Here is a 21,802-nt window from a genome sequence, read left to right as displayed (position 1 = left end):
TCGTGACATGTCGTCCTCTTAAAGATGCGGGTGAGTACGGAAGGCCAGCGCGAATGATCGATAGATAGCGCGAGCTGGCTGGAATAGCGTTGGACGATCCGACCCGCCGGAGGTGAGAGATTCAGCCTGCTGGGCTCGTGCGCCCGCGTTCCGCAGTTGGAACGGACAGGCGAGTAGCCGCAGCCTCCGGTAGCCGAGATCGGCTGTGGCTAGGCTGCGGTCTGCGTGAGAGGTCGCTGTCGTCGTCGCGACGGCTTCAAGAGATGCGAGTGGCGCGGGGCTTCAGCGCCTGCCTGGTCCTCGGGCCTCATGCCCGGCGGAGTAGCGGCGTCCCCAACGTATTCGTGTTCCATGGCTTTCGGGTCCTTGCTAAAGGTTCCCCCCCGATGCCTTACACGCGACCACCCTGTGACGGGTGACACGCCCTGAGTATAAGCACAAGATGCCCCTCACGGGAATGATGACAGAGGCTTCTTGCCGCAGAGACTGAACGACGGCGGGGGCGGAGTGTCGCTTGACACTCCACCCCCGCCTTCACTGCCGCGGCAACCTCTCATTGGCGGCGGTCGCAGTTTCCGTCAGACGTCCCGGCGGTTCCGGCCGATCATCGCCCCGGCTCCGACGATCAGGAGCCCGAGACCCACGATGGCCAGCCACATGATCTGCGATCCCGTCCTCGGCAGCGGCGTCGGTGCGGGGATCGGGACGGGCGCTGGCGTCGGTTCCGAAGTGGGAGCCGGTGCTGCCTCGCGGCACGTCTCCACCTCCGCCTGCGCCTGCGCCCCCGTCTCCACGATCATCGCCGTGTTCGTAAACGAAGCACACTGACCAGCCTTCGCATCATGAGTCAACGCGTACTCAAACTCCGTCGCCTCACCCTCCGCATTCCAGTCCGCCGAACCCAACACCACCGGCTCAGCACCCGGATCCGTCTGATCATCAACCACCTCAACCGTCTTATCGGTCTCGGCGTCGAGGTCGAAGCCGAACGGCACCGGGCCGCTCGTCGCGGACCGTTCGCCGTCGTGCCACGTGACGACGGCGGTGTTCTCGCCTTCCGTCTCCGCGGTGGCGCCGTCGGTCGTGCACGAGTAGTCCAACGTGACCGAACTATTCGGCGCGATCGTGACCGTTCCGTCCTCGTTCAGGTCCTCGTCCTCGATCGTGCAGACCAGGGACTCGATCGAGACCGTGTCCTCGACCTCGGCGACGATCCAGGCGGCATCGAACATGTTCGGGTTCTGGATCGTGATCGATCCGTCCAGCTCGAAACCGCTGTCCTCGGTGTCGCCCGGGGTCGCGACGACCGTGTAGTTGAACTCCGGCGCCTCGTCCTCCGCGCCGACCGTCACCTCGGTCCGGTCGACGTCCTTGGCGACGTCCCACAGGTACAGGCGGTCGAAGGAGCCATTAATCGACTTGTCGACCATGAGTGCGGCCTCGCGGCAGGGGGTGACTGTCACCGAATCCTGCGGAACGTCGCCTTCTACGACGATCCAGGCCGTGTTGGTGTAGTCCACGCACTGGCCGGCCGGCGCATCCAGCTCGAGCACGTAGTCGAACTCGGTCGCCGTTCCCTCCGCGTTCCACTCCGCAGAGCCCAGCAGCACGGGATCACCTTCCGGATCCGTCTTGTCGTCGTAGACGTCGACGATCTTGTCCGTCTCCGTCTCCAGGCCGAAGGCGATGCCAGTGCCCGCCGTGACGGACCCACCGTCCCACGCGACCTCAACGGTGTTCTCGCCCTCGTAGGCCGGCTGCCCGGTGATCACGCACTCGTAAGCGAGAGTTACGGTCTCCCCCGGATCGATGACGACTTCCTCGCCGCCGACGACCTCACAGGATTCGATACCCTCGACGCCGGGCACGTCCACCACCGTGGCCGTGATCGGACCCTGCTCCTCGGAGTTCGGGTTCATGACGGTGATCTCACCGGAGAGCATCCAGTTCGAATCCTCGTAGTCTCCCGGCGTCGCGATCACCTTGTAGCCGAACTGCGGCGCCGCGTTGTCCTCGCCCACGGTGACCGTGGTGCGGTCGACCTCCTTGTCGATCTCCCAGAGGTAGAGGCGGTCGTAGCTCGCGTCCGCCGTCTTCGAGACCAGCAGATCCGCCTCGTGGCAAACCGTCACCGTCGCATCGTCCTGCGGGTTCTCACCCGTGACCACGACCCACGCGGTGTTAGTGAAGGTACCGCAGGTGCCGGGATCGACCGTGAACGTCAGTTCCTGCTCGAACTCCTTGGACCACGACGGGTCCTCGGTATCGACCTCGTCCCAGGACACCGTCCCGAGGAGCTCGCCCTCGGAACCGGGCTGCGCCTCGTCGTCGTACACGTCGACCGTGCGATCCGTCTCGGCATCCAACTCGAAGCCGAACGGGACCGGGCCGCTGGTTGCGGACCTTTCGCCGTCGTGCCACGTGGCGATCGCGGTGTTCTCACCCTCGGTCTCGGCGGTCACGCCCTCGGTCGTACACGTGTAGTCGAGCGTGACGGACGATTCGGGAGCGATGGCGACCGTGCCTTCCTCGTTCAGGCCGGCGATGGTGCAGACCAGGCCGTCCACGGAGACCGTATCCTCGACCTCGGCCACGATCCCGCCGCCCTCGAACACGTTCGGGTTGGTGATCTCGATGCTTCCGCCGAGCTCGAAGCCCGAATCCGCGTACCCGCCGGAGGTGACGGCGATGACGTACGGCACCGTCGCCTCACCGTTCTCGTCGGCGTCGACGAAGTCCTCGTCACCGTCGGCGCGCTCTTTGGTCAGGTCCCACAGGTAGGTGCGATCGAAGCTCGCCTCGATCGACTTCGCGACCACGAGCGCCGCCTCGCGGCAGACACTCACGCTTGCTTCGGCCTGCGGATCCGCACCCGTGACCTCCACGTGGGCGGTGTTGGTGTAGCCCGCGCAGTCGCCGATCGGTGCGTCGAGGACCAGCGAATACTCGAACTCGGTGGGCGTTCCCTCCGCGTTCCACTCCGCCGAACCCAGCGTCACCGGGTCCGCCTCCGGGTTGGTCTTGTCGTCCAGGACGTCGACGACCTTGTCGGTCTCCTCGTCCAGGTCGAACCCGAACGGCACTGGCCCGCTGGTCGCGGTCCGTTCGCCGTCGTGCCACGTGACGACGGCGGTGTTCTCGCCTTCCGTCTCGGCACTCACCCCGCCGGTCGTGCACGTGTAGTCGAGGAACACCGAGCTGCCCGGCGGGATCGTGACCGTGCCATCCTCGTTCAGGTCATCGTCCTCGATCGTGCAGACCAGAGACTCGATCGAGACCGTGTCCTCGACATCGGCGACGATCCACGCGTGGTCGAACGAGTTCTCGTTCTGGACCAGGATGGTTCCGCCGAGCTCGAAGCCACTGTCCTCGTGGTCACCGGGGGTGGCGATCACCGTGTAATTGAACTCCGGCGCGTCGTCCTCTTCGCCGACCGTGACCTCGGTCCGGTCGACGTCCTTGGCGATGTCCCAGAAGTAGAGCCGATCGAAGGAACCACCAGCCGACTTGTCGACCACAAGTGCGGCCTCGCGGCAGGCGGTAACAGTCACCGAATCCTGCGGGTCGTCGCCGTCGACGACGATCCACGCCGTGTTCGTGTACGCCACGCATTCACCAGCCGGGGCGTCCAACTCGAGCACGTACTCGAACTCGGTGGGCGTTCCCTCCGCGTTCCACTCCGCCGAACCCAGCAGCACCGGCTCACCCTCGGGATCGGTCTTGTCATCGAAGACCTCCACCGACTTATCGGTCTCGCCATCCAACTCGAAACCGACGCCGACGGTCGCCGACGACTCACCGTTCGGCCACGTCACCACGGCCGTGTTCTCACCCTGATACTGAGGCTGCCCGCTGATCACACATTCGTAGTCCAGGACCACCGAATCACCGGAAGCGATCGTCACGCCCTCGCCGTCGATGACGGAACACGAGTCCACGCCCTCAACCGACGGAACGTCCGTCACGTCCACCGTCACCGGATCCTGACCCTCGTCGTTCGGGTTCTCGACCGTGATCGTGCCGGACATCGTCCAGCCCGAATCCTCGAACCCGCCCGGCGTCGCAATCACCGTGTAGTTGAACGCAGGCGCCGCATCCTCCTCACCGACCGTGGCCATCGTGGAGTCCACGTCCTTGAGAATGTCCCACAGGTACAACCTGTCGTAATCTGCATCGACCGTCTTAGAGATCAACAGGCCCGCCTGACGGCAGACCGTCACGTCGACCTCGTCCGACGGGTCATCGCCGTCGACGACGATCCACGCCGTGTTCGTGTACGCCACGCATTCACCAGCCGGGGCGTCCAACTCGAGCACGTACTCGAACTCGGTGGGCGTTCCCTCCGCGTTCCACTCCGCCGAACCCAGCAGCACCGGCTCACCCTCGGGATCGGTCTTGTCATCGAAGACCTCCACCGACTTATCGGTCTCGCCATCCAACTCGAAACCGACGCCGACGGTCGCCGACGACTCACCGTTCGGCCACGTCACCACGGCCGTGTTCTCACCCTGATACTGAGGCTGCCCGCTGATCACACATTCGTAGTCCAGGACCACCGAATCACCGGAAGCGATCGTCACGCCCTCGCCGTCGATGACGGAACACGAGTCCACGCCCTCAACCGACGGAACGTCCGTCACGTCCACCGTCACCGGATCCTGACCCTCGTCGTTCGGGTTCTCGACCGTGATCGTGCCGGACATCGTCCAGCCCGAATCCTCGAACCCGCCCGGCGTCGCAATCACCGTGTAGTTGAACGCAGGCGCCGCATCCTCCTCACCGACCGTGACCATCGTGGAGTCCACGTCCTTGAGAATGTCCCACAGGTACAACCTGTCGTAATCTGCATCGACCGTCTTAGAGATCAACAGGCCCGCCTGACGGCAGACCGTCACGTCGACCTCGTCCGACGGGTCATCGCCGTCGACGACGATCCACGCCGTGTTCGTGTACGCCACGCATTCACCAGCCGGGGCGTCCAACTCGAGCACGTACTCGAACTCGGTGGGCGTTCCCTCCGCGTTCCACTCCGCCGAACCCAGCAGCACCGGCTCACCCTCGGGATCGGTCTTGTCATCGAAGACCTCCACCGACTTATCGGTCTCGCCATCCAACTCGAAACCGAACGGGACCGGGCCGCTCGTCGCGAACCGCTCGCCGTCGTTCCAGGTGACCACCGCAGTGTTCTCGCCCTCGGACTCGGCGGTCACGCCGTCGGTCGTGCACGTGTAGTCGAGTTCGACCGTGCTGTTCGGCTCGATCGTGACCGTGCCGTCCTCGTTCAGGTCGTCGTCGTCGATCGTGCAGACGAGGCCCTCGATCGAGATCGTGTCCTCGACCTCGGCGACGATCCAGCCGGACTCGAACGTGTTCGGGTTCTCGATCGTGATGGTTCCGCCGAGTTCGAACTCGCCGTCTTCGGTTTCACCCGGCGTCGCGACAACCGTATAGGCGAATTCGGGGATTGCGTCGTCCTCGCCCACCGTAACCTCGGTCTGGTCGACGTCCTTCTCGACATCCCAGAGGTAGAGGCGGTCGAAGGAGCCGTCAATGGTCTTCTCGACGACCAGTGGCGCTTCCCGGCAGGCCTCGGCCAGAGCATCATCCTCAGCCAACGGCAAATCGTCATCGCCAATGACACTGGCGACGTTGACGAACTCGGCACATCGACCGGCCTCACCCACGTTCCACGTCAGTTCGTACGTGCGCGTCTCCGGCTCCAGGTCCTCGGACCAGGTGATCTCCCACGCCGGGTCGAAGGTGAAGTGGTCGTCCTCGACGACGACCGTGTCATTGATCGGCGTCACCGACCACTCATCGGCGGAAACCTCCGCCGATCCCGTGGCCTCGCCGTTCGGCGTGAACGCGGCCTCCGCGTCCCACACCGCCGTCGCCACGTTCTCACCGTCGTACTCCGGCTCGCTCATGAACGTGCACGTGTACTCGAACACCAGAGAATCATTCGCCTCGACCACCCGCGTGGCGTCCATGACGGTGCACTCAGCACCGCCACCGATGTCGACCGCGTCGCTCACCGTGGTCTCGATATCCTGCCAGTCATTGGGGTTCGCAACCGTGATCTCACCACGCATCGCCCACCCCGAATCCTGGAACGAATTCGGACCAACCGTGACCTCGTACTCAACCGTCACATCCCCGGTCTCCGGATCAGCCGCGAACGGCTGATCACCGAGCACTGTCTTCTCGATATCCCACAGGTAGGTGCGGTCGAAACTGTGGATCACGTTCTTCTCCACCACCAGATCAGCACCCACACACAACGTGGCCTCGGCGTCGTCGGACTGCTGCGTCTCAACGATCGTCGCGGTGTTGTCGAACGTCTGGCACTCGCCAGCGGGCACCTCGCGCTCCAGGGTGTACTCCTGCTCATGCACCGTGCCCTCGCCCGACCAGGTGATCTCCCACGCGGGATCGAACTCGAACTGGCTGTCCTCGATCGTGACCGTCTCGTCCGTCTCGTTCACCGTCCACTCGAACGCCTCACTAGCCGATGCCTCACCCTCGGGAGCATTACCCGGATCATCAACGTCGTCCTGCTCCTGCGGGTAGTCAGCGCGGCTCCACGCCACCGACACCTCGTTCGACCCCGAGAGCTCCTCCGGCTCCTCAGCCACCTCGCACTCGTAGTCGAGCACCGTTTCCCCCGGTTCGAAGGAGATCTGAAGACCGTCGGCACCCGAAGCATCGGCCGCGTCGATCACGCACACCGTCCCGTCGCCGAGGACATCCTCCACCGTCGCGACCATCGCACCGGCATTCGGGTTGTCCACCGTGATCGTCCCGTCGACCACGAAGTCCGACGCTGTCCGCGCACCCTCGGTCACCTCGACCAGGTACGTGAACGCCGCCGTCGTGCCCGACTGCTCGACCAGGCTCTGATCCACCGTCTTCTCGATGTCCCACTCGTACAACACCGAATACGAGGCATCGACGCTCTTCTCAACCGTCAGCGGTACCCACTTCACCGGATCTTCGAACGTGAACGTCACACTCCCACCCGGCTCCACCGTCAACGGACCCTGGTCCCGATCCGCCGGCAATAAATACCCGTCAGGCGCCTCGATCTCCGTGACCGTGTACTCGCCCGGATTCACCGCGGCCAGTTCGATCACACCATCAGCCGGATCAGCATCGTTCGCATCGTTGTCCGTGATCGTCAGCGTGCCCTCGCCATCCGGCAGCGGATTCGGATCGATCTCGAACGTGGCCCCGCCCAGCGGCACCCCGTTCTCGTCCGTCTTCAGGATCTTCAGCCCCGCGCACAGGTCCACGTCGATCTGGCCGCCGACGAAATCCTTCAGCTCGGACTGCTGACTCGCCGACGCCGCCGAGCGCAGCATGATGTTGGCGAAATCGAATTCGCCGCAATCCAGCATCCCGTCCTCGCCGCCGAAGATCGCCGAGAGGTTGAATTTGAACTCGACGAGCGTGCCCTCCTGACTCACGACGTGGTCCCAGGAACCGGCCGGCAGGCTGGACGCCACCCACCCGGATCCGTCCCACCGCTCGATCACCGGCGTGGAGAACGCATCATTATTCGCCGGGAATGTCAACCGGATATCGCCTACACTCCGCACCGGGATGTCCGCACCGTTCGCATTCGTCGTGGACGGCAACTGGTTCAACTCCAGGAAATACCCGATCTGTCCGTTCGCGGTCACCCGCTCGAACGCCAACCACAACCAGGCATCGTCCCCCACATAGTCAGCGGCAACCCACGTGTCCCCGACATCACCCGAACCAGGCGAACTCGCCGAAGCACTGTAATCCCACGAGCTCGGATCGTTCTCCTTCGACCCTTGGGAATACACCGTCGGATCGTTATTTCCGATCGGATCGGTCGCCATGTCGATGTCGGCCGGCCAATTCAGCAGGAAATCACTTGACGATGCGAAGGGCGTAAACACCTCCGCCGAAAGCACCTCCGGGGCCTCTTCCTCGACTGCGGGCTCCTCAGCAGCGGGCTTCTCAGCTTTCTCCTGCTTGGGTGCCACTTTTTCCTCAGCAGCCGGTTCCTCAGCAGCCGGTTCCTCGGCCACAGGCGCCTCTGCCGGCGCCGGCTTCGGTGCCACCTCCTCCTCGGTGACCGGTTCGTCAGCCGTTTTCTCGGCGACTTCCGCCTTGTCCGTCGCGTCTTCCTCGACAAGGGTTTCCTCATCGACGCTCGCATTCTTCTGGACGGGCGCCTCACCCTCCGGTTCCGTCTGTGCAGTGACCTCCGCGGCGGCGGGGAAATCGTCCTCTGCTGCGACGGCCATCGCGACGCTGCCGGAGAACATCAGTCCCGCAGCGAGCCCCATAGCCAGCAAAGATTTGAGTGCGCGGAGCCCTGTGCGGTGCGCGCGGGTGAGATGTCGTGACATGTCGTCCTCTTAAGAATGCGAGTGAGTGCACGGGCGCCAGCGAGAATGCTCAATTATTTCTGCGAACTGGCATAGATACGTCGACGCGTCGAAGGTCGACAGGAGCGAGTTGATAACTGCGACACCCTGCTCAGGCGTTCACTCAGTGGAACGGGCGGGGCGGTGGGTTGGAGAGGGCCGCGGACGCGAGAGAGCGCGGTCCGGGCGGAGGTTACCGTCGTCGTCGCAACGGTTGAAAGAGAATTCTTCGGCGCGCAGATCCAGCGCCTGCCTGATCCGCGGATCTGGTGCCCAGCGGAATTTCGGCGTCCCCAACGTTTTCGTGCTTCATGGCTTTCGGGTCCTTGTCAAAGGGTCCCCCCCGATGCCTGATGACGCACGTCCTGCAAGCAGGACGAAACACCCTGAGTATAGGCACGGATGCTCGGCTACCGGAAGGTATGGCGGAGATTCTTTGCCGCATTAAGACAAACGGCCATCGACAGCGCGGAGGCCGTGCACTAGGTTAATAATGGCTAACTTTTGCCAGGCCGATACCGGAGAGCCAGCGTCGGTCGGCACACCACCCAGAGAGAGCGGAGCAGAATCAGTGTCTGACCTCAACGAAGCGGTCATCGTCGGCGGCGCCCGCACCCCGTTCACGCGGTTCAAGGGCAGCCTCGCAGCTCTTACCGCTGTCCAGCTCGGGGCCCACGCCGTGACGGCGGCCCTCGAGAAGTCCGGGGTCGACGCCGGCTCGGTGAACGGCGTCGTCTTCGGCCAGGTCGTTCAGGCCGGCGCCGGCCAGAATCCGGCACGCCAGACCGCGATCGCCGCCGGTATCGGCTGGGACGTGCCGACCGTGACGATCAACAAGGTGTGCCTCTCGGGCCTCGCCGCGATCACCGACGCGGCCCGGCTCGTGCGCCTCGGTGAGGCCGACGTGGTCGTGGCCGGCGGTCAGGAGTCGATGACCAACGCGCCGCACGTGCTGCCCGGCAGCCGCATGGGCTGGTCCTACGGGGACATCGCGGCGATCGACTCCGTCGCGCACGACGGCCTGACCGACGCGTTCGACAAGATCTCGATGGGGGTCAGCACCGAGCGGAAGAACTCGGTCCTCGGCCTCACTCGCGCGGAGCAGGACGAGGTGGCCGCGCTCTCGCATCAGCGGGCGGCCCGGGCCCAGCAGGACGGAGTGTTCGACGCCGAGATCGCGCCCGTCCCCGTCCCGCAGCGCAAGGGCGATCCCGTCGTCGTCGCCGAAGACGAGGGCATCCGACCGACGACGACGGCCGAGTCGCTCGGCGGCCTGCGTCCAGCGTTCGCCGCCGACGGGACGATCACGGCGGGCAACTCCTCGCCGCTCTCCGACGGCGCGGCCGCCGTCGTCGTCACCTCACGCGCCTACGCCGAGGCGAACGGGCTGCACATCCTCGCGCGGATCGGCGAGCCCGGCCAGGTGGCCGGTCCGGACAACTCGCTGCACTCGCAGCCGTCGAACGCGATCCGGGCGGCGCTGGCGCGGGCCGACCTCGACGTGCGCGAGCTCGACTTCATCGAGATCAACGAGGCCTTCGGCGCCGTGGCATGCCAGTCGCTCACCGACCTCGACTACCCCCTCGAACGCACGAACATCCACGGCGGCGCCATCGCCCTGGGCCACCCGATCGGGGCGTCGGGCGCTCGGCTGGCGCTGCACGCCGCCCTCGAACTGGACCGGCGCGGCGGTGGGACGGCTGCGGTCAGCCTGTGCGGCGGAGGAGGGCAGGGCGAAGCGCTGCTGCTGCACCGCTGAGCCACGCCCCCGACAGGTCGACGCCGCGGGTGACGGCCCCTGCTAGCGGACGCCCCAGGGGCCGTTCCACCCACCGGTGGACGGCGTAGGCCGCGCCGAGCACGACGAGCATGACCACGGCGAGCGTGGCGGACTGCGGCAGGTAGTCCGAGAGGATGCCGATGCCCCACCAGCCCCACATCTGGTGCAGGAGGTAGACGGGATAGGTGAGCGCGCCGGCGACGGCCAGCCCCGGCACGTTCAGGTTCACCGCGGGGGTCAGGGTGACGACGGCCAGCAGGGCGAAGACCGCCACCACCATCGGCCAGTAGGCCTCGGGGGCGATCTCGTAGCCGACGAGCCAGTCGACCTCCCCGCTGAGGCGGATGCCCGTGAAGTAGGCGGAGAGCGCCACGTTGGTGCCAAGGATGATCCAGCGCAGCGGCGTGTGGCCGAAGCGGTAGATCAGGAAGAGCACCATGCCGCCGGCGAAGAGGGGTGCGTGCTGCTTCAGCATCGCGTCTTCGAGGAAGCTCAGGCCCAGCGCCTCAGCGAAGATGCCGGCGGCCGGCCACAGCGCGGCGAAGGCCAGGATCCGGCCCGGGGTGAGCCAGCCGAGCAGCATGAGTGCCAGGATCCACGCGTAGAAACGCATCTCCACCCACAGGGTCCAGTAGACGCCGTCGATGCTCTTGACGTCGAAGGCGGACTGGATCATGGTCAGGTTCATCGCCCAGTCGCCGTAGGTGAAATCGTCGCCCGCGCCCGGCCACATGAAGAACAAGAGTGCACCGGTCGCGATGACCGCCACCCAGTAGGCGGGGAAGAGCCGCCCGATACGCGAGCCGATGAACTTAGCGGGCCGCTTGCCATAGCTCGAGAGCAGGATGACGAACCCGCTGATCACGAAGAAGAGCGGTACGCCGAGGTTGCCGAAGACGGTCAACTGGCTGAGCCCGGGCCAGGTTTCCCGTGCACCTTCGTCCCCCCAGTTGCCGTGATTCCACGCCGTGTAGTGGTACAGGACCACCATCAGCGCGGCCACCAGACGGAGACCGTCGAGCAGCGCCAAACGTCTATTCATAACGAATAGGTTACGGAGTGAATCTTTGCGCGAAGTGTAATCCGCTGAACATTCGCTGATAGCCAGCGGTGGGGATGCCAATGCAATCGGCCCCGCCGGCGTGCACAATGCACGCGGGCGGGGCCGTTGCGCCGAGATCGAATCTCGGCAAGTCCCGGAAGGAACTTACTTGAGGGTCACCGTGGCGCCGGCGCCTTCGAGGGCCTCCTTGGCCTTCTCGGCTGCGTCCTTGTCGACGCCCTCGAGGACAGCCTTCGGAGCGGAATCGACAACTTCCTTGGCTTCCTTCAGGCCCAGCGAGGTCAGCGCGCGGACCTCCTTGATGACGCCGATCTTCTTCTCGCCAGCCGACTCGAGGATGACGTCGAATTCGGTCTGCTCTTCAGCAGCGGCTTCGCCTGCGCCACCGGCCGGGCCAGCAACGGCGACGGCAGCAGCGGTGACCTCGAAGGTCTCCTCGAAGGCCGAAACGAACTCGGAGAGCTCGATGATGGACATTTCCTTGAAAGCTTCGAGGAGCTCTTCGTTGGTGAGCTTCGCCATGGTGTGGCGTCCTTTCCTTGGGGCGGCGCCTCTAGGCGCCGCAGAGATGTGCTTTAGGGGGTGGAAGAAGCTCTAGGCTTCTTCGGCGGCTTCGGCAGCGGGTGCTTCCTCGGCCTCTGCGGCGGGAGCTTCAGCGCCGCCCTCTTCGCGCTTGGCGCGCAGTGCCTCGATGATGCGGGCGGCTGCGGAGGCCGGAGCCTGCAGTACGCCGGCAACACGAGCCAGCTGGTGCTCGCGGGACTCCAGGGCTGCCAGAGCGGCAACCTCTGCAGCGGTCATTGCCTTGCCCTCGAAGTAACCGGTCTTGACGACCAGCTTCTCGTTGCTCTTGGCGAATTCAGTCAGGCTCTTGGCTGCGGCAACTGCATCGCCCTTGATGAAGGCGATGGCGGTCGGGCCGGCAAGCTGGCCGTCGAACGCGTCGACGCCGGCTTCCTTGGCAGCGATGCCAGTCAGGGTGTTCTTGACGACCGAGTACTTGGTGTCTGCACCAAGCGCACGGCGCAATTCCTTGAGCTGCGCAACAGAGAGCCCGCGGTATTCGGTCAGGACAGCGGCGTTCGACTCCTTGAAGTCTGCAATGGTCTCCTCAACTGCGGAGACCTTGTTCGGCGTTGCCATAACCCTCCTTCCGGGGTGAGTGTCGGGTGTCGGCCAGATCCCGCCCGGGTAGGCTGGACATAAAAAACGCCCCGTGCAGGTGCACAGGGCTTCAGGAACCACGGTCAGTACGACGACGTCGCGCGGCTTTCGAAGAAAGTGTCACCTGCGTGGGCCGTCCTCTACGAGGATCTTTCAGATGCACGCCTTCTTCTGACAACTCAGATTCCGAACACACACCGACCGACGGTCTTAGGTAGGGACAACTCTACCGTCCGGACGCCCGCTCGCAAAATCGACTCCAGCGGATGCTCGCTGCCTAGACTGGGCGGCATGGAATCGTTTCAGGATGCAGAGCTCACCTGGCGGCCGCTTGTTCGCGACGATCTGCCCCTGCTGGCCGGCTGGCTGCACGAACCGGCGGTAGCACGCTGGTGGAACCACGACTCCACGCAAGCCGGTGTCGAGCGCGACTTCGCCGCGAGCATCCGGGGCGAGGAACCGGGCGAGGACCTGGTGATCTGTCTGTCGGGCCGGCCCATCGGACTCCTGCAGCGATCCGCCATCGCCGACTACCCCGACGAGGCCGCCGGCTACGGTGCCGTCGTCGAGCTGCCCCCGGGCGCCGTTCAGCTCGACTACCTCATCGGCCGGCCCGAACTGCGCGGACGCGGCCTCGGAACGCTGATGATCACCCGCGTACTGAACAGCACGTGGACGGACTACCCGGACGCGCCGGCTGTCTTCATCGCCGTGGTCGCCGCCAACACCGCCTCGTGGCGGGCTGCGGAGAAGGCCGGTCTGCGCCGCGTTGCCGAGGCGCCGATGCGTCCCGACAATCCCCTCGATGACCCGCTGCACTACATCTACCGCGTCGACCGACCGTGAGGCAACCGGCACCAGGCCGCCTCGTCGTCGTCGACCGGTGATACGCGTGTGGCCGCCGTCCCGGTCGGGGACGACGGCCACATGCGGCTCAGGTCTGTCGATTAGCCGACGACGACCTTGGTGACGTTCGGGTCCACCTGGATGCCCGGGCCGAAGGTCGTGGCGACCGTGGCCTTGCTGATGTAGCGACCCTTCGAGGAGGTCGGCTTCAGGCGGAGGACCTCTTCGAGGACCGCGCTGTAGTTCTCGGCCAGCTTCTGGGCGTCGAAGGACACCTTGCCGATGATGAAGTGCAGGTTCGAGTGCTTGTCGACGCGGAAGTCGATCTTGCCGCCCTTGATGTCGCCCACAGCCTTGGCCACGTCCATGGTGACGGTACCGGTCTTCGGGTTCGGCATCAGGTTACGCGGGCCGAGGATCTTGCCGAGGCGGCCGACCTTGCCCATCAGATCCGGGGTGGCGACCGCGGCGTCGAAGCCGGTCCAGCCGCCCTGGATCTTCTCGATCAGGTCGTCGGAGCCGACGAAGTCGGCGCCGGCGGCCTTGGCGGCCTCGGCCTTGTCACCGTTGGCGAAGACGACCACGGTAGCGGTCTTGCCGGTTCCGTGCGGGAGGTTGACCGTGCCGCGGACCATCTGGTCTGCCTTGCGCGGGTCGACGCCCAGGCGGAAAGCGACCTCAACGGTCGCGTCCGTCTTCGCGGAGCCGGTCTCCTTGGCCAGGGCCACTGCCTCGGCCGGCGAGTACAGCTTGCCGTCCTCGATCTTGGCTACAGCTGCCTCGTATGCTTTGCTGCGCTTTGCCATCTGCTTGTTCTCCTTATGCAGTCGTGGTCTGTATGGGTCGCGCTCGACCCTGCCACTGTGTCCCGTCACGGCCCGGTGGCCGGCGAGATCTATTTGATAATGGGGGTGCCCCGAGGATTCGGAGCGGGTGAGGGTCTTAGCCCTCGACGGTGATGCCCATGGAGCGGGCGGTGCCGGCGATGATCTTGGCGGCGGCCTTAACGTCGTTGGCGTTCAGGTCGACCATCTTCTGCTCGGCGATCTCCTCGCACTGCGCCTGGGTCAGCTTCGCAACCTTGACGGTGTGCGGGGTAGCCGAACCCTTCTGCACGCCTGCTGCCTTCTTGATCAGCTCGGCTGCCGGCGGGGTCTTCGTGACGAAGGTGAAGGAGCGGTCTTCGTAGACCGTGATCTCCACAGGGATCACGTTGCCGCGCTGGGACTCAGTCGCCGCGTTGTAAGCCTTGCAGAACTCCATGATGTTGACACCGTGCTGACCAAGCGCGGGTCCGATCGGCGGTGCCGGGTTGGCGGCGCCTGCCTGGATCTGCAGCTTGATGAGGCCGGTGACCTTCTTCTTGGGGGCCATGTCGGGTCCTTCTTCTCATTGCGTTTCCCTGGTGCACAGGAGCGTGCGTCAGGGGGTCGGCCGCCGTGGCGCGGCAGCCGGACGGCCTCCTACCGGTCAAAGCGGTCCGAAGGAGGCCGAAGCTTCAATGCTACTGGATCTTGGTGACCTGACCGAACGAGAGGGTCACCGGCGTCTCGCGCTCGAAGATCGACACGAGCACGACCAGCTGCTGGGTCTCGAGCTTGATCTCCGAGATCGTTGCCGGGAGCGTCTCGAACGGGCCGTCGTTCACGGTCACGGACTCGCCGACTTCGAAGTCGACGTTGACCTCGGTGATCGGAGCACGGCCCGGCTTGTTTGAGCCCTTGTCCGTCTCCTCGGTGACAACCGTGTGCTCGAGCATGGAGAACACCTCGTCCAGACTCAGCGGGGCCGGGTCGTGGGCGTTGCCGACGAAGCCGGTGACGCCCGGCGTGTGGCGAACCGCACCCCACGACTCGTCCGTCAGGTCCATGCGCACCAGCACGTAGCCGGGGATGCGAACGCGACGGACGATCTTCTTGGCGGTGTTCTTGATCTCCACGACCTCTTCCATGGGGACCTGGATTTCGTAGATGAAATCCTCCATGTTGAGGGTCTGGGCACGCGTCTCGAGGTTCACCTTGACGCGGTTCTCGTAGCCAGCGTAGGAGTGGATGACGAACCAGTCGCCCGGCTGCCGGCGCAGCTTGGTGCGCAGCTCTTCCTTCGGGTCGACCTCGGGCTCGGCCTCCTCGGCCGCAACGTCCTCGGAGTCTTCGGACGGCTCGGCGTCGGCAGCCGCGGGCTCTTCGGCGGTTTCCGCCGCAGCCGGCTCGGTGGACTCGGTCTCAGTCGACTCGGACTGCTCGTCAGCCTCGGAGACAGCAAAATCGGCCGGCGCCTGCTCGGCGGCGGTCTCGGTTGCCGGCTCGACGTTCTCGTCGTTGCCCTGCGCTTCGAGTTCCTGATCGGACACTAGGTTCCTGCTTTCTATTACTGGTTAACCAGAAGTATTCATCGTGCGGCAGCCGCGTCCGGCCCGTCGTGACCGCGTGTGAGACTTACTGTTCCAGCTGGTTCGTGAAGACGAAGATCGACGCCTGCCCGAACAGGAAGTCCAGTGCACTGACAATGACCATCACGACGGCGACGAAGCCGAGGACCATCAGCGTGTAGCTGAACCAGTCCCGCTTCGTCGGGATGACGACCTTCTTCAGCTCCGAGACGACCTGGCGAAGGAACAGCGCGATCGCAGCGAAGACACCCCGTCGGTCACCCTTGGGGCTCTGCGAATTGTTCGAGCTGCCAGCCGCGATCTCGGTCACAGTTCCTCGTTCCAGTCATGTGTAGTGAAACAGTCACGGTGCCCCGCTGGTCCCTCGAGACCTGCGAGACACCGTGACGTGGATTTCGCTGAGCACGTCACGGTTGCCCGTGATTGCCACTGCGCAGGGCAGACAGGACTCGAACCTGCAACCTGCGGTTTTGGAGACCGCTGCGCTACCAATTGCGCCACTACCCTTTGATGCGTTGCACCCGATCATACGGCCTTTTCGGGCTAGGCCCGCAAGTCGCGCTTGATCGTGGCGTTTTCCAACACCGAGGAACAAGTTTACGCAATTGGGCGGCGCAAGTCGAACCGAGCGTCCGCGGGTCCGCGCGCTCCCCGGACCGCGGGGCGGTGAGCACCGGATCCGGCAGCCCGGAACGTGGCCCGAAAGCGCCGTCGTCGTGCCGCGACGTAAAGCGCGCGCACCGTTGGTGCGCGCAGGTGAGGGCAGACTAAGCTGGAGCCGCCCGCCCACACGCACGCACGCACACGAAAGCGAGACACTCGCGTATGTCACGGATCTCCCGCCGCATCGGTTCCATCGCAGAATCGGCCACGCTCGCCGTCGACGCGAAGGCCAAGGCGCTCAAAGCCGCCGGCCGTCCCGTCATCGGTTTCGGCGCCGGCGAACCGGACTTCCCGACCCCCGACTACGTGGTGGAGGCGGCGATCGAGGCCGCGAAGAACCCGCGATTCCACCGCTACTCCCCCGCCGGCGGCCTGCCGGAGCTCAAGGCGGCGATCGCCGAGAAGACGCGCCGGGACTCGGGGTACTCGCTCGAGGCGGACCAGGTGCTCGTGACCAACGGCGGCAAGCAGGCCGTCTACAACACGTTCGCAACGCTGCTGGACCCGGGCGACGAGGTCATCGTGCCGGCCCCGTTCTGGACGACGTACCCGGAGTCCATCCGCCTCGCCGGCGGCGTGCCCGTCGACGTGTTCGCCGGCCCGGAGGCCGGCTACAAGGTGAGCGTCGAGCAGCTCGAGGCCGCGCGCACGGAGCGCACGAAGATCCTGCTGTTCGTCTCGCCGTCGAACCCGACCGGCGCCGTCTACACGCCCGCCGAGGTCGCCGCGATCGGCCGCTGGGCCGCCGAGAACGACCTGTGGGTCGTCACCGACGAGATCTACGAGCACCTCGTGTACGCGGGTTCGGAGTTCACGTCGATCGCCACAGCCGTGCCCGAGCTCGGCGACAAGGTCGTCATCCTCAACGGCGTGGCCAAGACCTACGCGATGACCGGCTGGCGCGTCGGCTGGATGGCCGGCCCCGCGGACGTCATCAAGGCGGCGACCAACCTGCAGTCGCACGCGACCTCCAACGTGTCAAACGTCGCGCAGATGGCCGCCCTGGCCGCAGTGTCGGGACCGCTGGACGCCGTGAACGAAATGAAGGTCGCTTTCAACCGCCGCCGCCTGACGATGGTGGCCGCGCTCAACGAGATCGACGGCTTCTACGCGCCGATGCCGGAGGGCGCGTTCTACGCCTACGCCGACGTCCGCGGCGCGCTGGGCCGCGAGATCGCAGGGGTCACCCCGCAGACCTCCGCCGAACTGGCCGCCTTGATCCTGGAGAAGGCCGAGGTCGCGATCGTCCCGGGTGAGGCGTTCGGCCCGTCCGGCTTCGTCCGCCTGTCCTACGCGCTCGGCGACGAGGACCTGGCCGAGGGCGTCGGCCGCATGCAGAAGCTGCTCAACGGCTGAGGCTGCCGCACCTCCAGCACCGCAACGAACGAGTGGCGGCCCGAGTCCATCTCCGGGCCGCCACTCGTCGTTGCGGGTCGGCCCGGCCTCCGCTAGAGCCTGCGTTGGTCCGGCGGCCCTAGAGGATGCGCCGGTCCACGGCCCACCGGGTCAGTTCGTGCCGGTTGGAGAGCTGCAGTTTGCGCAGCACGGCGGAGACGTGGGTCTCCACCGTCTTGACCGAGATGAACAGGTCCTTGGCCACTTCCTTGTAGGAGTAGCCGCGGGCGATGAGCCGCATGACCTCGAGCTCCCGCGCCGAGAGCAGGTCCAGCTCGTCGTCCGCGCTCACCGCAGCCCCCGTGCCGAACGCGTCCAGCACGAATCCTGCCAGCCGTGGCGAGAACACCGCGTCCCCGCCGGCGACCCGCACCACGGCGTCGGAGATGTCCTTCCCGGAGGCGGACTTGGTGATGTAGCCGCGAGCCCCGGCCCGGATGACGGTCACGACGTCCTCGGCGGCGTCCGAGACGCTCAGCGCCAGAAACCGGGTCCGCGAGAGTTCGCCCGCGCATTCGGCCAGCACCTCGGCACCGCCGCCCCCGCGCCCGCCCGGCAGATGCACGTCGAGCAGCACGACGGCGGGCCGCAGCTCGCGCACCGCCTGCACGGCCTGCTCGACGCTCGCGGCCTCGCCGACGACGTTCAGCCGCGCGTCGAGCTCAGCGTTGAGGCCGGCCCGGAAGATCGCATGGTCGTCGACCACGACGACGTCGATCGGCGCCGCCTCCCGCGTCCCGGAGGGCATCTGGTCAGAGTTGTTCATGTTCCGTCCTCGGTGTTGTCGGGTTCGGCGCTGGACGCGCTGCGCGCCCGGCCGTCCCCGAATTCGAGCTTCAGGGCCACTTCGGTTCCATTCTCTCCCGAACGGATGGTGGCGCTCCCGCCGTGACGGCGCATGCGCCCCACGATCGATTCGCGCACGCCGAGCCGGTCCTCGGCCACATCGTCCGGGTCGAACCCGGTGCCCCGGTCGCGTACGAACACCTCGACCGTCGCCGGCCCGTTCGGCGGCCGCCGCCCCTCGACGTAGACGGAGACGGCTCCGCCGGCGTGTTTGGCGGCGTTGAGCATGGCCTCGCGCGCGGCCGCGACGAGCGCGTCCTGGCCCGCCCCGCCGTCGAGTGCACCGACGGTCACGATGTCGATCCTGACCGCGTGATGGGCCTCGAGCTCCGCGGCCTCCGCCTTGATCGCCTCGCCGACGTTCGTCGGCTCGACGTCGTACTCCTGATACAGCCAGCGGCGCAGCTCGCGCTCCTGCGCGCGGGCCAGCCGGATGACGTGCGCCTCGTCGCCCGCGCGCTTCTGGATCAGCGCGAGCGTCTGCAGGACCGAATCGTGCAGGTGGGCCGCGATGTCGGCGCGCTCGGCCGCGCGCACGCGGCTCGCCCGTTCCGTCGTGAAGTCGCGCCAGAAGCGCAGCCCCCACGGCAACAGCACGACGACGAGGCCCGCGAGCACCACGAACGCGAGCAGCGCCCCGGACCACAGCGCCTCCACCGTCAGGGACTGGGCGACGAGCAGGATCAGCCCGGTCACGACGAGTGCGAGCCCGGCGGCCAACCGCAGCCACAGGCTCCAGCGGCTCGGACGGCCGGCGTCGCCGTGCCCGGCGGCGGCCGCCACGGCGCGGGAGCGCTCGACGTCGATCTGCGTCCACACGAGCACCGCGCCGGCGGTGATGAGCACGGCCGGCCAGATCAGCTGCCACGCGAAATCGAGCCCGCTGACTTGCGCGAACAGCAGCAGGCCGGCGATCAGGCAGGCCGCCCCGACGAGCACGTAGCGCGCCGCGGAACCCGTGGGGTTCTCGCCGAAGCCCTGGCGCGGCAGCTCGCGCATCGCCTCGGCCAGGTTGCGGCGGCGGCCGGCACCCATCGCCTCGGCCGAGCGTGCGGCGTCGGTCTGGCTGGGTACGAGCACCCACAGCCACGCGTACAACACGAGGCCCGCCCCGCCGGCGAGCGCGAGCAGGACCATGAGCACGCGCATCGTGCGCGTGCCAGTGCCGAGGTGGGCCGCCAGCCCGGCGCAGACGCCGGCGACGATCCGGGCCTCCGTGCGCAACAGTGGCGGCCGCTCGGCCTGCTCGCCGGGCGCCTCAGCGGGAGTGTGCATGGTGCTCATGGAACCACTAAAGCACGCGCACGGCGCCCCGGGGCCGCTTTTCAAGGGAACCCGGGGTCCGAATCAGGGTCCGTTCAGGGCAGACCCCAATAGCGGGCCGGGCGGCGGGCGGGAAGGATGGAGTCATGAACTCGACACCTGCCGAACACTCCTTCTTCCGCTGGCTGCGCTCGCTCGACCTGCAGCGCGGTTCCGACCGCTGGATCGGCGGCGTCGCGTCCGGCTTGGCCGCGCGCACCCGGCTCGACCCGATCCTCGTGCGCGGCATCGTGCTGATCGTCGTCCTCTTCACGGGCGTCGGCCTCTTCCTCTACGGCCTGGCGTGGGCGCTGCTGCCCGGCCCGACCGGCCGCATCCACGTTCAGGAGGTCGGCCGCGGCAACTGGACGATGGGCTTCACCGGCGCGCTGGTGCTGCTCGTCCTGGGCACGGCCGACTGGTTCCGCCCGCGGTTCTGGGACCGCGACGTCGTCGATTTCGGCGGCCTCGTCTTCCTCGGTCTCGTCGGCCTCGTCGTGTGGTTCTTCGTCGCCCGCCACCGCAACCGCTCCGCCGCACAGGGCGCGGCGCCGGGCGGTCCGCCGGCCCCCGGCAAGGACGCCCCGCCCGCCCCGGGGACCGCGGCCTACGCACCGGGAGCCCCGGCTTTCGGTCCCGCGCCGGCACCCGGCAGCGCGGCACCGTTCGCAGCAGCTACACGCTCCGGGGACGCCCCCGGCGGATCCGGCACGACGGCGCCCCAGCCCGCCCCGCCGTCGTCGTACGTCCCGCCGAAGCCGCCCAAGCCGGCACCGGCGCCCCGCCCGCGGCACGCACGCCTGAGCGGAGCGTCCACGGCGATCGTCCTCGGCGTCGCGCTCCTCGCCGGCTCCGCAGTACTCGCGGCCGACTACTTCTCCCAGACGCGCATCAGCTTCTGGGCCTGGACGGTCGCGACCGCGGTCGCCCTGACCGTCGTCGGCGCCGGCCTGGTCGCGGCGGCGCTGAGCAAGCGCTCGGGCGGCGCCCTGACCGGCTGGGCCGTGCTCCTGCTGATCCCCGCCCTGATCGTCGGACTCTTCTCCGGCGCTCTCGGCGGCAGCGACTACCGCAACCACGGCCTCTTCTGGACCGACTCCTACGACTCCCTGACCGACCACAGGGAGGGCGTCTACGCCTTCTCGCGCAGCCGGACCGACCTCACCTACATGTCATCCATCGAAGAAGACACGAGCGTTCCCTTCAACACCGCGTTCAGCCGCACCACCATCATCGTGCCGGGGGACATCCCGGTCTACCTCGACGGCGCGGCGCCGTTCATGAGCGTCGAGGTCACCTCCGCCGACGGCATGGAGCTGCTGGAGATCTCCGGAGTCACCACCCCGCAGAACCATCTCCTGACGGACGTGACCGAGGGCCCGTCGTTGACCCTCGATGTGAACGGGGCCTTCAGCCGGGTCGACATCATCGTCGACGGCGACGGCGAGGACATGCTCGATTCGGACAGTTCCCTGTGGGACGACGCCGAACCCGACGACTCCTTCGAGGACGCGGACCACGACACGGAGGATTCACCGACATCCGCCCACCAGCACATCCAGCCGCTCGAGCCGATGGAGGCAGCCAAATGAGCCAGTACACCAGCGAACCCGCAGAGCACGGCGACGACTCCAGCCGCCCGACCGAGCCGATCGACACCTCCGGCGTCGCCCAGCCCACGGAACCGATCACGCGCGCCGGCACCGACCAGCCCTCCGCAGCGGCACCCATCAAAAACACGGTTCCGTTGGGTACGCTGATCTTCGGGCTGATCGTCTTCGTCCTCGGGGCGTTGACGCTGGGCAACCAGTACCTGGACATCGTGGTGAACCCGGCGTTCGTCACGGTCTCGATCCTGATCGGCGCCGGCCTCATCATGGTCGTCGGCGGGATCTCGGCAGCCCGCCGCAACTCCACCGCTGATCGCACGAATATGAAAGGCTAACGCT

15 protein-coding genes and 1 tRNA gene are annotated in these 21,802 nt (G+C 66.6%); 5 read left to right on the top strand and 11 right to left on the bottom strand.

The genetic code is table 11. The features are described 5' to 3' along the window. Positions 1-578: 578 nt before the first annotated feature. On the bottom strand, positions 579-8,384 hold the full coding sequence (locus tag EV380_RS01480) for a prealbumin-like fold domain-containing protein (protein ID WP_130448860.1): 7,806 nt from the start codon (positions 8,382-8,384) through the stop codon (positions 579-581). Between the two features lie 589 nt (positions 8,385-8,973). On the opposite strand from EV380_RS01480, the gene EV380_RS01475 reads away from it, so the two are divergent. Then, positions 8,974-10,161, top strand: a complete 1,188-nt coding sequence (locus tag EV380_RS01475) for an acetyl-CoA C-acetyltransferase (protein WP_242607463.1) — start codon at positions 8,974-8,976, stop codon at positions 10,159-10,161. Here the strand turns inward: EV380_RS01475 and EV380_RS01470 are convergent. From EV380_RS01470 to rplJ, 3 genes are all read right to left on the bottom strand, one after another. After that, positions 10,109-11,224 carry an acyltransferase family protein gene (locus EV380_RS01470; protein WP_130448856.1) on the bottom strand — a complete coding sequence of 372 codons (1,116 nt, stop codon included), beginning with the start codon at positions 11,222-11,224 and terminating at the stop codon, positions 10,109-10,111. The genes EV380_RS01475 and EV380_RS01470 overlap by 53 nt on opposite strands. 165 nt (positions 11,225-11,389) lie before the next feature. Further along, on the bottom strand, positions 11,390-11,767 hold the full coding sequence (gene rplL, locus EV380_RS01465; RefSeq protein WP_102158336.1) for a 50S ribosomal protein L7/L12: 378 nt from the start codon (positions 11,765-11,767) through the stop codon (positions 11,390-11,392). Positions 11,768-11,839: 72 nt separating this feature from the next. Continuing rightward, entirely contained in the window at positions 11,840-12,388 is a 549-nt protein-coding gene (gene rplJ / locus EV380_RS01460) for a 50S ribosomal protein L10 (protein ID WP_102158337.1), read from the bottom strand. A gap of 312 nt (positions 12,389-12,700) precedes the next feature. On the opposite strand from rplJ, the gene EV380_RS01455 reads away from it, so the two are divergent. Continuing rightward, a complete protein-coding gene (locus EV380_RS01455; protein ID WP_130448854.1) occupies positions 12,701-13,255 on the top strand; it encodes a GNAT family N-acetyltransferase in 555 nt (184 codons plus the stop codon). A 101-nt stretch (positions 13,256-13,356) separates the two neighbouring features. Here EV380_RS01455 and rplA read toward each other — a convergent pair whose 3' ends face one another. The 5 genes from rplA to EV380_RS01430 all read right to left on the bottom strand — a co-directional run bounded on the left by rplA (position 13,357) and on the right by EV380_RS01430 (position 16,154). Next, positions 13,357-14,061: a 50S ribosomal protein L1 gene (rplA, locus tag EV380_RS01450; protein ID WP_102158339.1), complete on the bottom strand. Its 705-nt coding sequence runs from the start codon at positions 14,059-14,061 to the stop codon at positions 13,357-13,359. Between the two features lie 136 nt (positions 14,062-14,197). Further along, on the bottom strand, positions 14,198-14,629 hold the full coding sequence (rplK, locus tag EV380_RS01445; protein ID WP_102158340.1) for a 50S ribosomal protein L11: 432 nt from the start codon (positions 14,627-14,629) through the stop codon (positions 14,198-14,200). Positions 14,630-14,759: 130 nt separating this feature from the next. Continuing rightward, positions 14,760-15,608, bottom strand: a complete 849-nt coding sequence (nusG, locus tag EV380_RS01440) for a transcription termination/antitermination protein NusG (RefSeq protein WP_130448852.1) — start codon at positions 15,606-15,608, stop codon at positions 14,760-14,762. Between the two features lie 85 nt (positions 15,609-15,693). Then, positions 15,694-15,957 (bottom strand): preprotein translocase subunit SecE, encoded by a 264-nt coding sequence (secE, locus tag EV380_RS01435; RefSeq protein ID WP_102158342.1) that lies wholly within the window; start codon positions 15,955-15,957, stop codon positions 15,694-15,696. A gap of 124 nt (positions 15,958-16,081) precedes the next feature. Continuing rightward, a tRNA-Trp gene (locus tag EV380_RS01430) sits at positions 16,082-16,154 on the bottom strand. A gap of 318 nt (positions 16,155-16,472) precedes the next feature. Here EV380_RS01430 and EV380_RS01425 point away from each other — a divergent pair. Continuing rightward, entirely contained in the window at positions 16,473-17,666 is a 1,194-nt protein-coding gene (locus EV380_RS01425; protein WP_130448850.1) for a pyridoxal phosphate-dependent aminotransferase, read from the top strand. Between the two features lie 118 nt (positions 17,667-17,784). Here the strand turns inward: EV380_RS01425 and EV380_RS01420 are convergent, their stop codons facing one another. Beyond that, positions 17,785-18,471, bottom strand: a complete 687-nt coding sequence (locus tag EV380_RS01420; RefSeq protein WP_130448848.1) for a LuxR C-terminal-related transcriptional regulator — start codon at positions 18,469-18,471, stop codon at positions 17,785-17,787. Then, positions 18,468-19,835 (bottom strand): ATP-binding protein, encoded by a 1,368-nt coding sequence (locus EV380_RS01415; RefSeq protein ID WP_242607462.1) that lies wholly within the window; start codon positions 19,833-19,835, stop codon positions 18,468-18,470. The genes EV380_RS01420 and EV380_RS01415 overlap by 4 nt, the downstream gene beginning before the upstream one ends. Before the next feature lie 125 nt (positions 19,836-19,960). On the opposite strand from EV380_RS01415, the gene EV380_RS01410 reads away from it, so the two are divergent. Beyond that, positions 19,961-21,445 carry a PspC domain-containing protein gene (locus tag EV380_RS01410; protein ID WP_130448846.1) on the top strand — a complete coding sequence of 495 codons (1,485 nt, stop codon included), beginning with the start codon at positions 19,961-19,963 and terminating at the stop codon, positions 21,443-21,445. Continuing rightward, positions 21,442-21,798: a hypothetical protein gene (locus EV380_RS01405; protein ID WP_130448844.1), complete on the top strand. Its 357-nt coding sequence runs from the start codon at positions 21,442-21,444 to the stop codon at positions 21,796-21,798. The genes EV380_RS01410 and EV380_RS01405 overlap by 4 nt, the downstream gene beginning before the upstream one ends. Positions 21,799-21,802: the final 4 nt, after the last annotated feature.

The organism is Zhihengliuella halotolerans (assembly GCF_004217565.1).
GTDB lineage: Bacteria > Actinomycetota > Actinomycetes > Actinomycetales > Micrococcaceae > Zhihengliuella > Zhihengliuella halotolerans.
Note: the sequence above shows the minus strand (reverse complement) of the source record. Positions and strands in the feature narration are given on the sequence as shown.

Excerpts from the sequence above, each read along its gene's own strand:
- rplK (WP_102158340.1), bottom strand. The coding sequence starts at position 14,629 with ATGGCCCCCAAGAAGAAGGTCACCGGCCTCATCAAGCTGCAGATCCAG.
- EV380_RS01425 (WP_130448850.1), top strand. The coding sequence starts at position 16,473 with ATGTCACGGATCTCCCGCCGCATCGGTTCCATCGCAGAATCGGCCACG.
- rplL (WP_102158336.1), bottom strand. The coding sequence starts at position 11,767 with ATGGCGAAGCTCACCAACGAAGAGCTCCTCGAAGCTTTCAAGGAAATG.
- EV380_RS01470 (WP_130448856.1), bottom strand. The coding sequence starts at position 11,224 with ATGAATAGACGTTTGGCGCTGCTCGACGGTCTCCGTCTGGTGGCCGCG.
- EV380_RS01455 (WP_130448854.1), top strand. The coding sequence starts at position 12,701 with ATGGAATCGTTTCAGGATGCAGAGCTCACCTGGCGGCCGCTTGTTCGC.
- EV380_RS01405 (WP_130448844.1), top strand. The coding sequence starts at position 21,442 with ATGAGCCAGTACACCAGCGAACCCGCAGAGCACGGCGACGACTCCAGC.
- rplJ (WP_102158337.1), bottom strand. The coding sequence starts at position 12,388 with ATGGCAACGCCGAACAAGGTCTCCGCAGTTGAGGAGACCATTGCAGAC.
- EV380_RS01420 (WP_130448848.1), bottom strand. The coding sequence starts at position 18,471 with ATGAACAACTCTGACCAGATGCCCTCCGGGACGCGGGAGGCGGCGCCG.
- rplA (WP_102158339.1), bottom strand. The coding sequence starts at position 14,061 with ATGGCAAAGCGCAGCAAAGCATACGAGGCAGCTGTAGCCAAGATCGAG.
- EV380_RS01480 (WP_130448860.1), bottom strand. The coding sequence starts at position 8,384 with ATGTCACGACATCTCACCCGCGCGCACCGCACAGGGCTCCGCGCACTC.
- EV380_RS01415 (WP_242607462.1), bottom strand. The coding sequence starts at position 19,835 with ATGAGCACCATGCACACTCCCGCTGAGGCGCCCGGCGAGCAGGCCGAG.
- EV380_RS01410 (WP_130448846.1), top strand. The coding sequence starts at position 19,961 with ATGAACTCGACACCTGCCGAACACTCCTTCTTCCGCTGGCTGCGCTCG.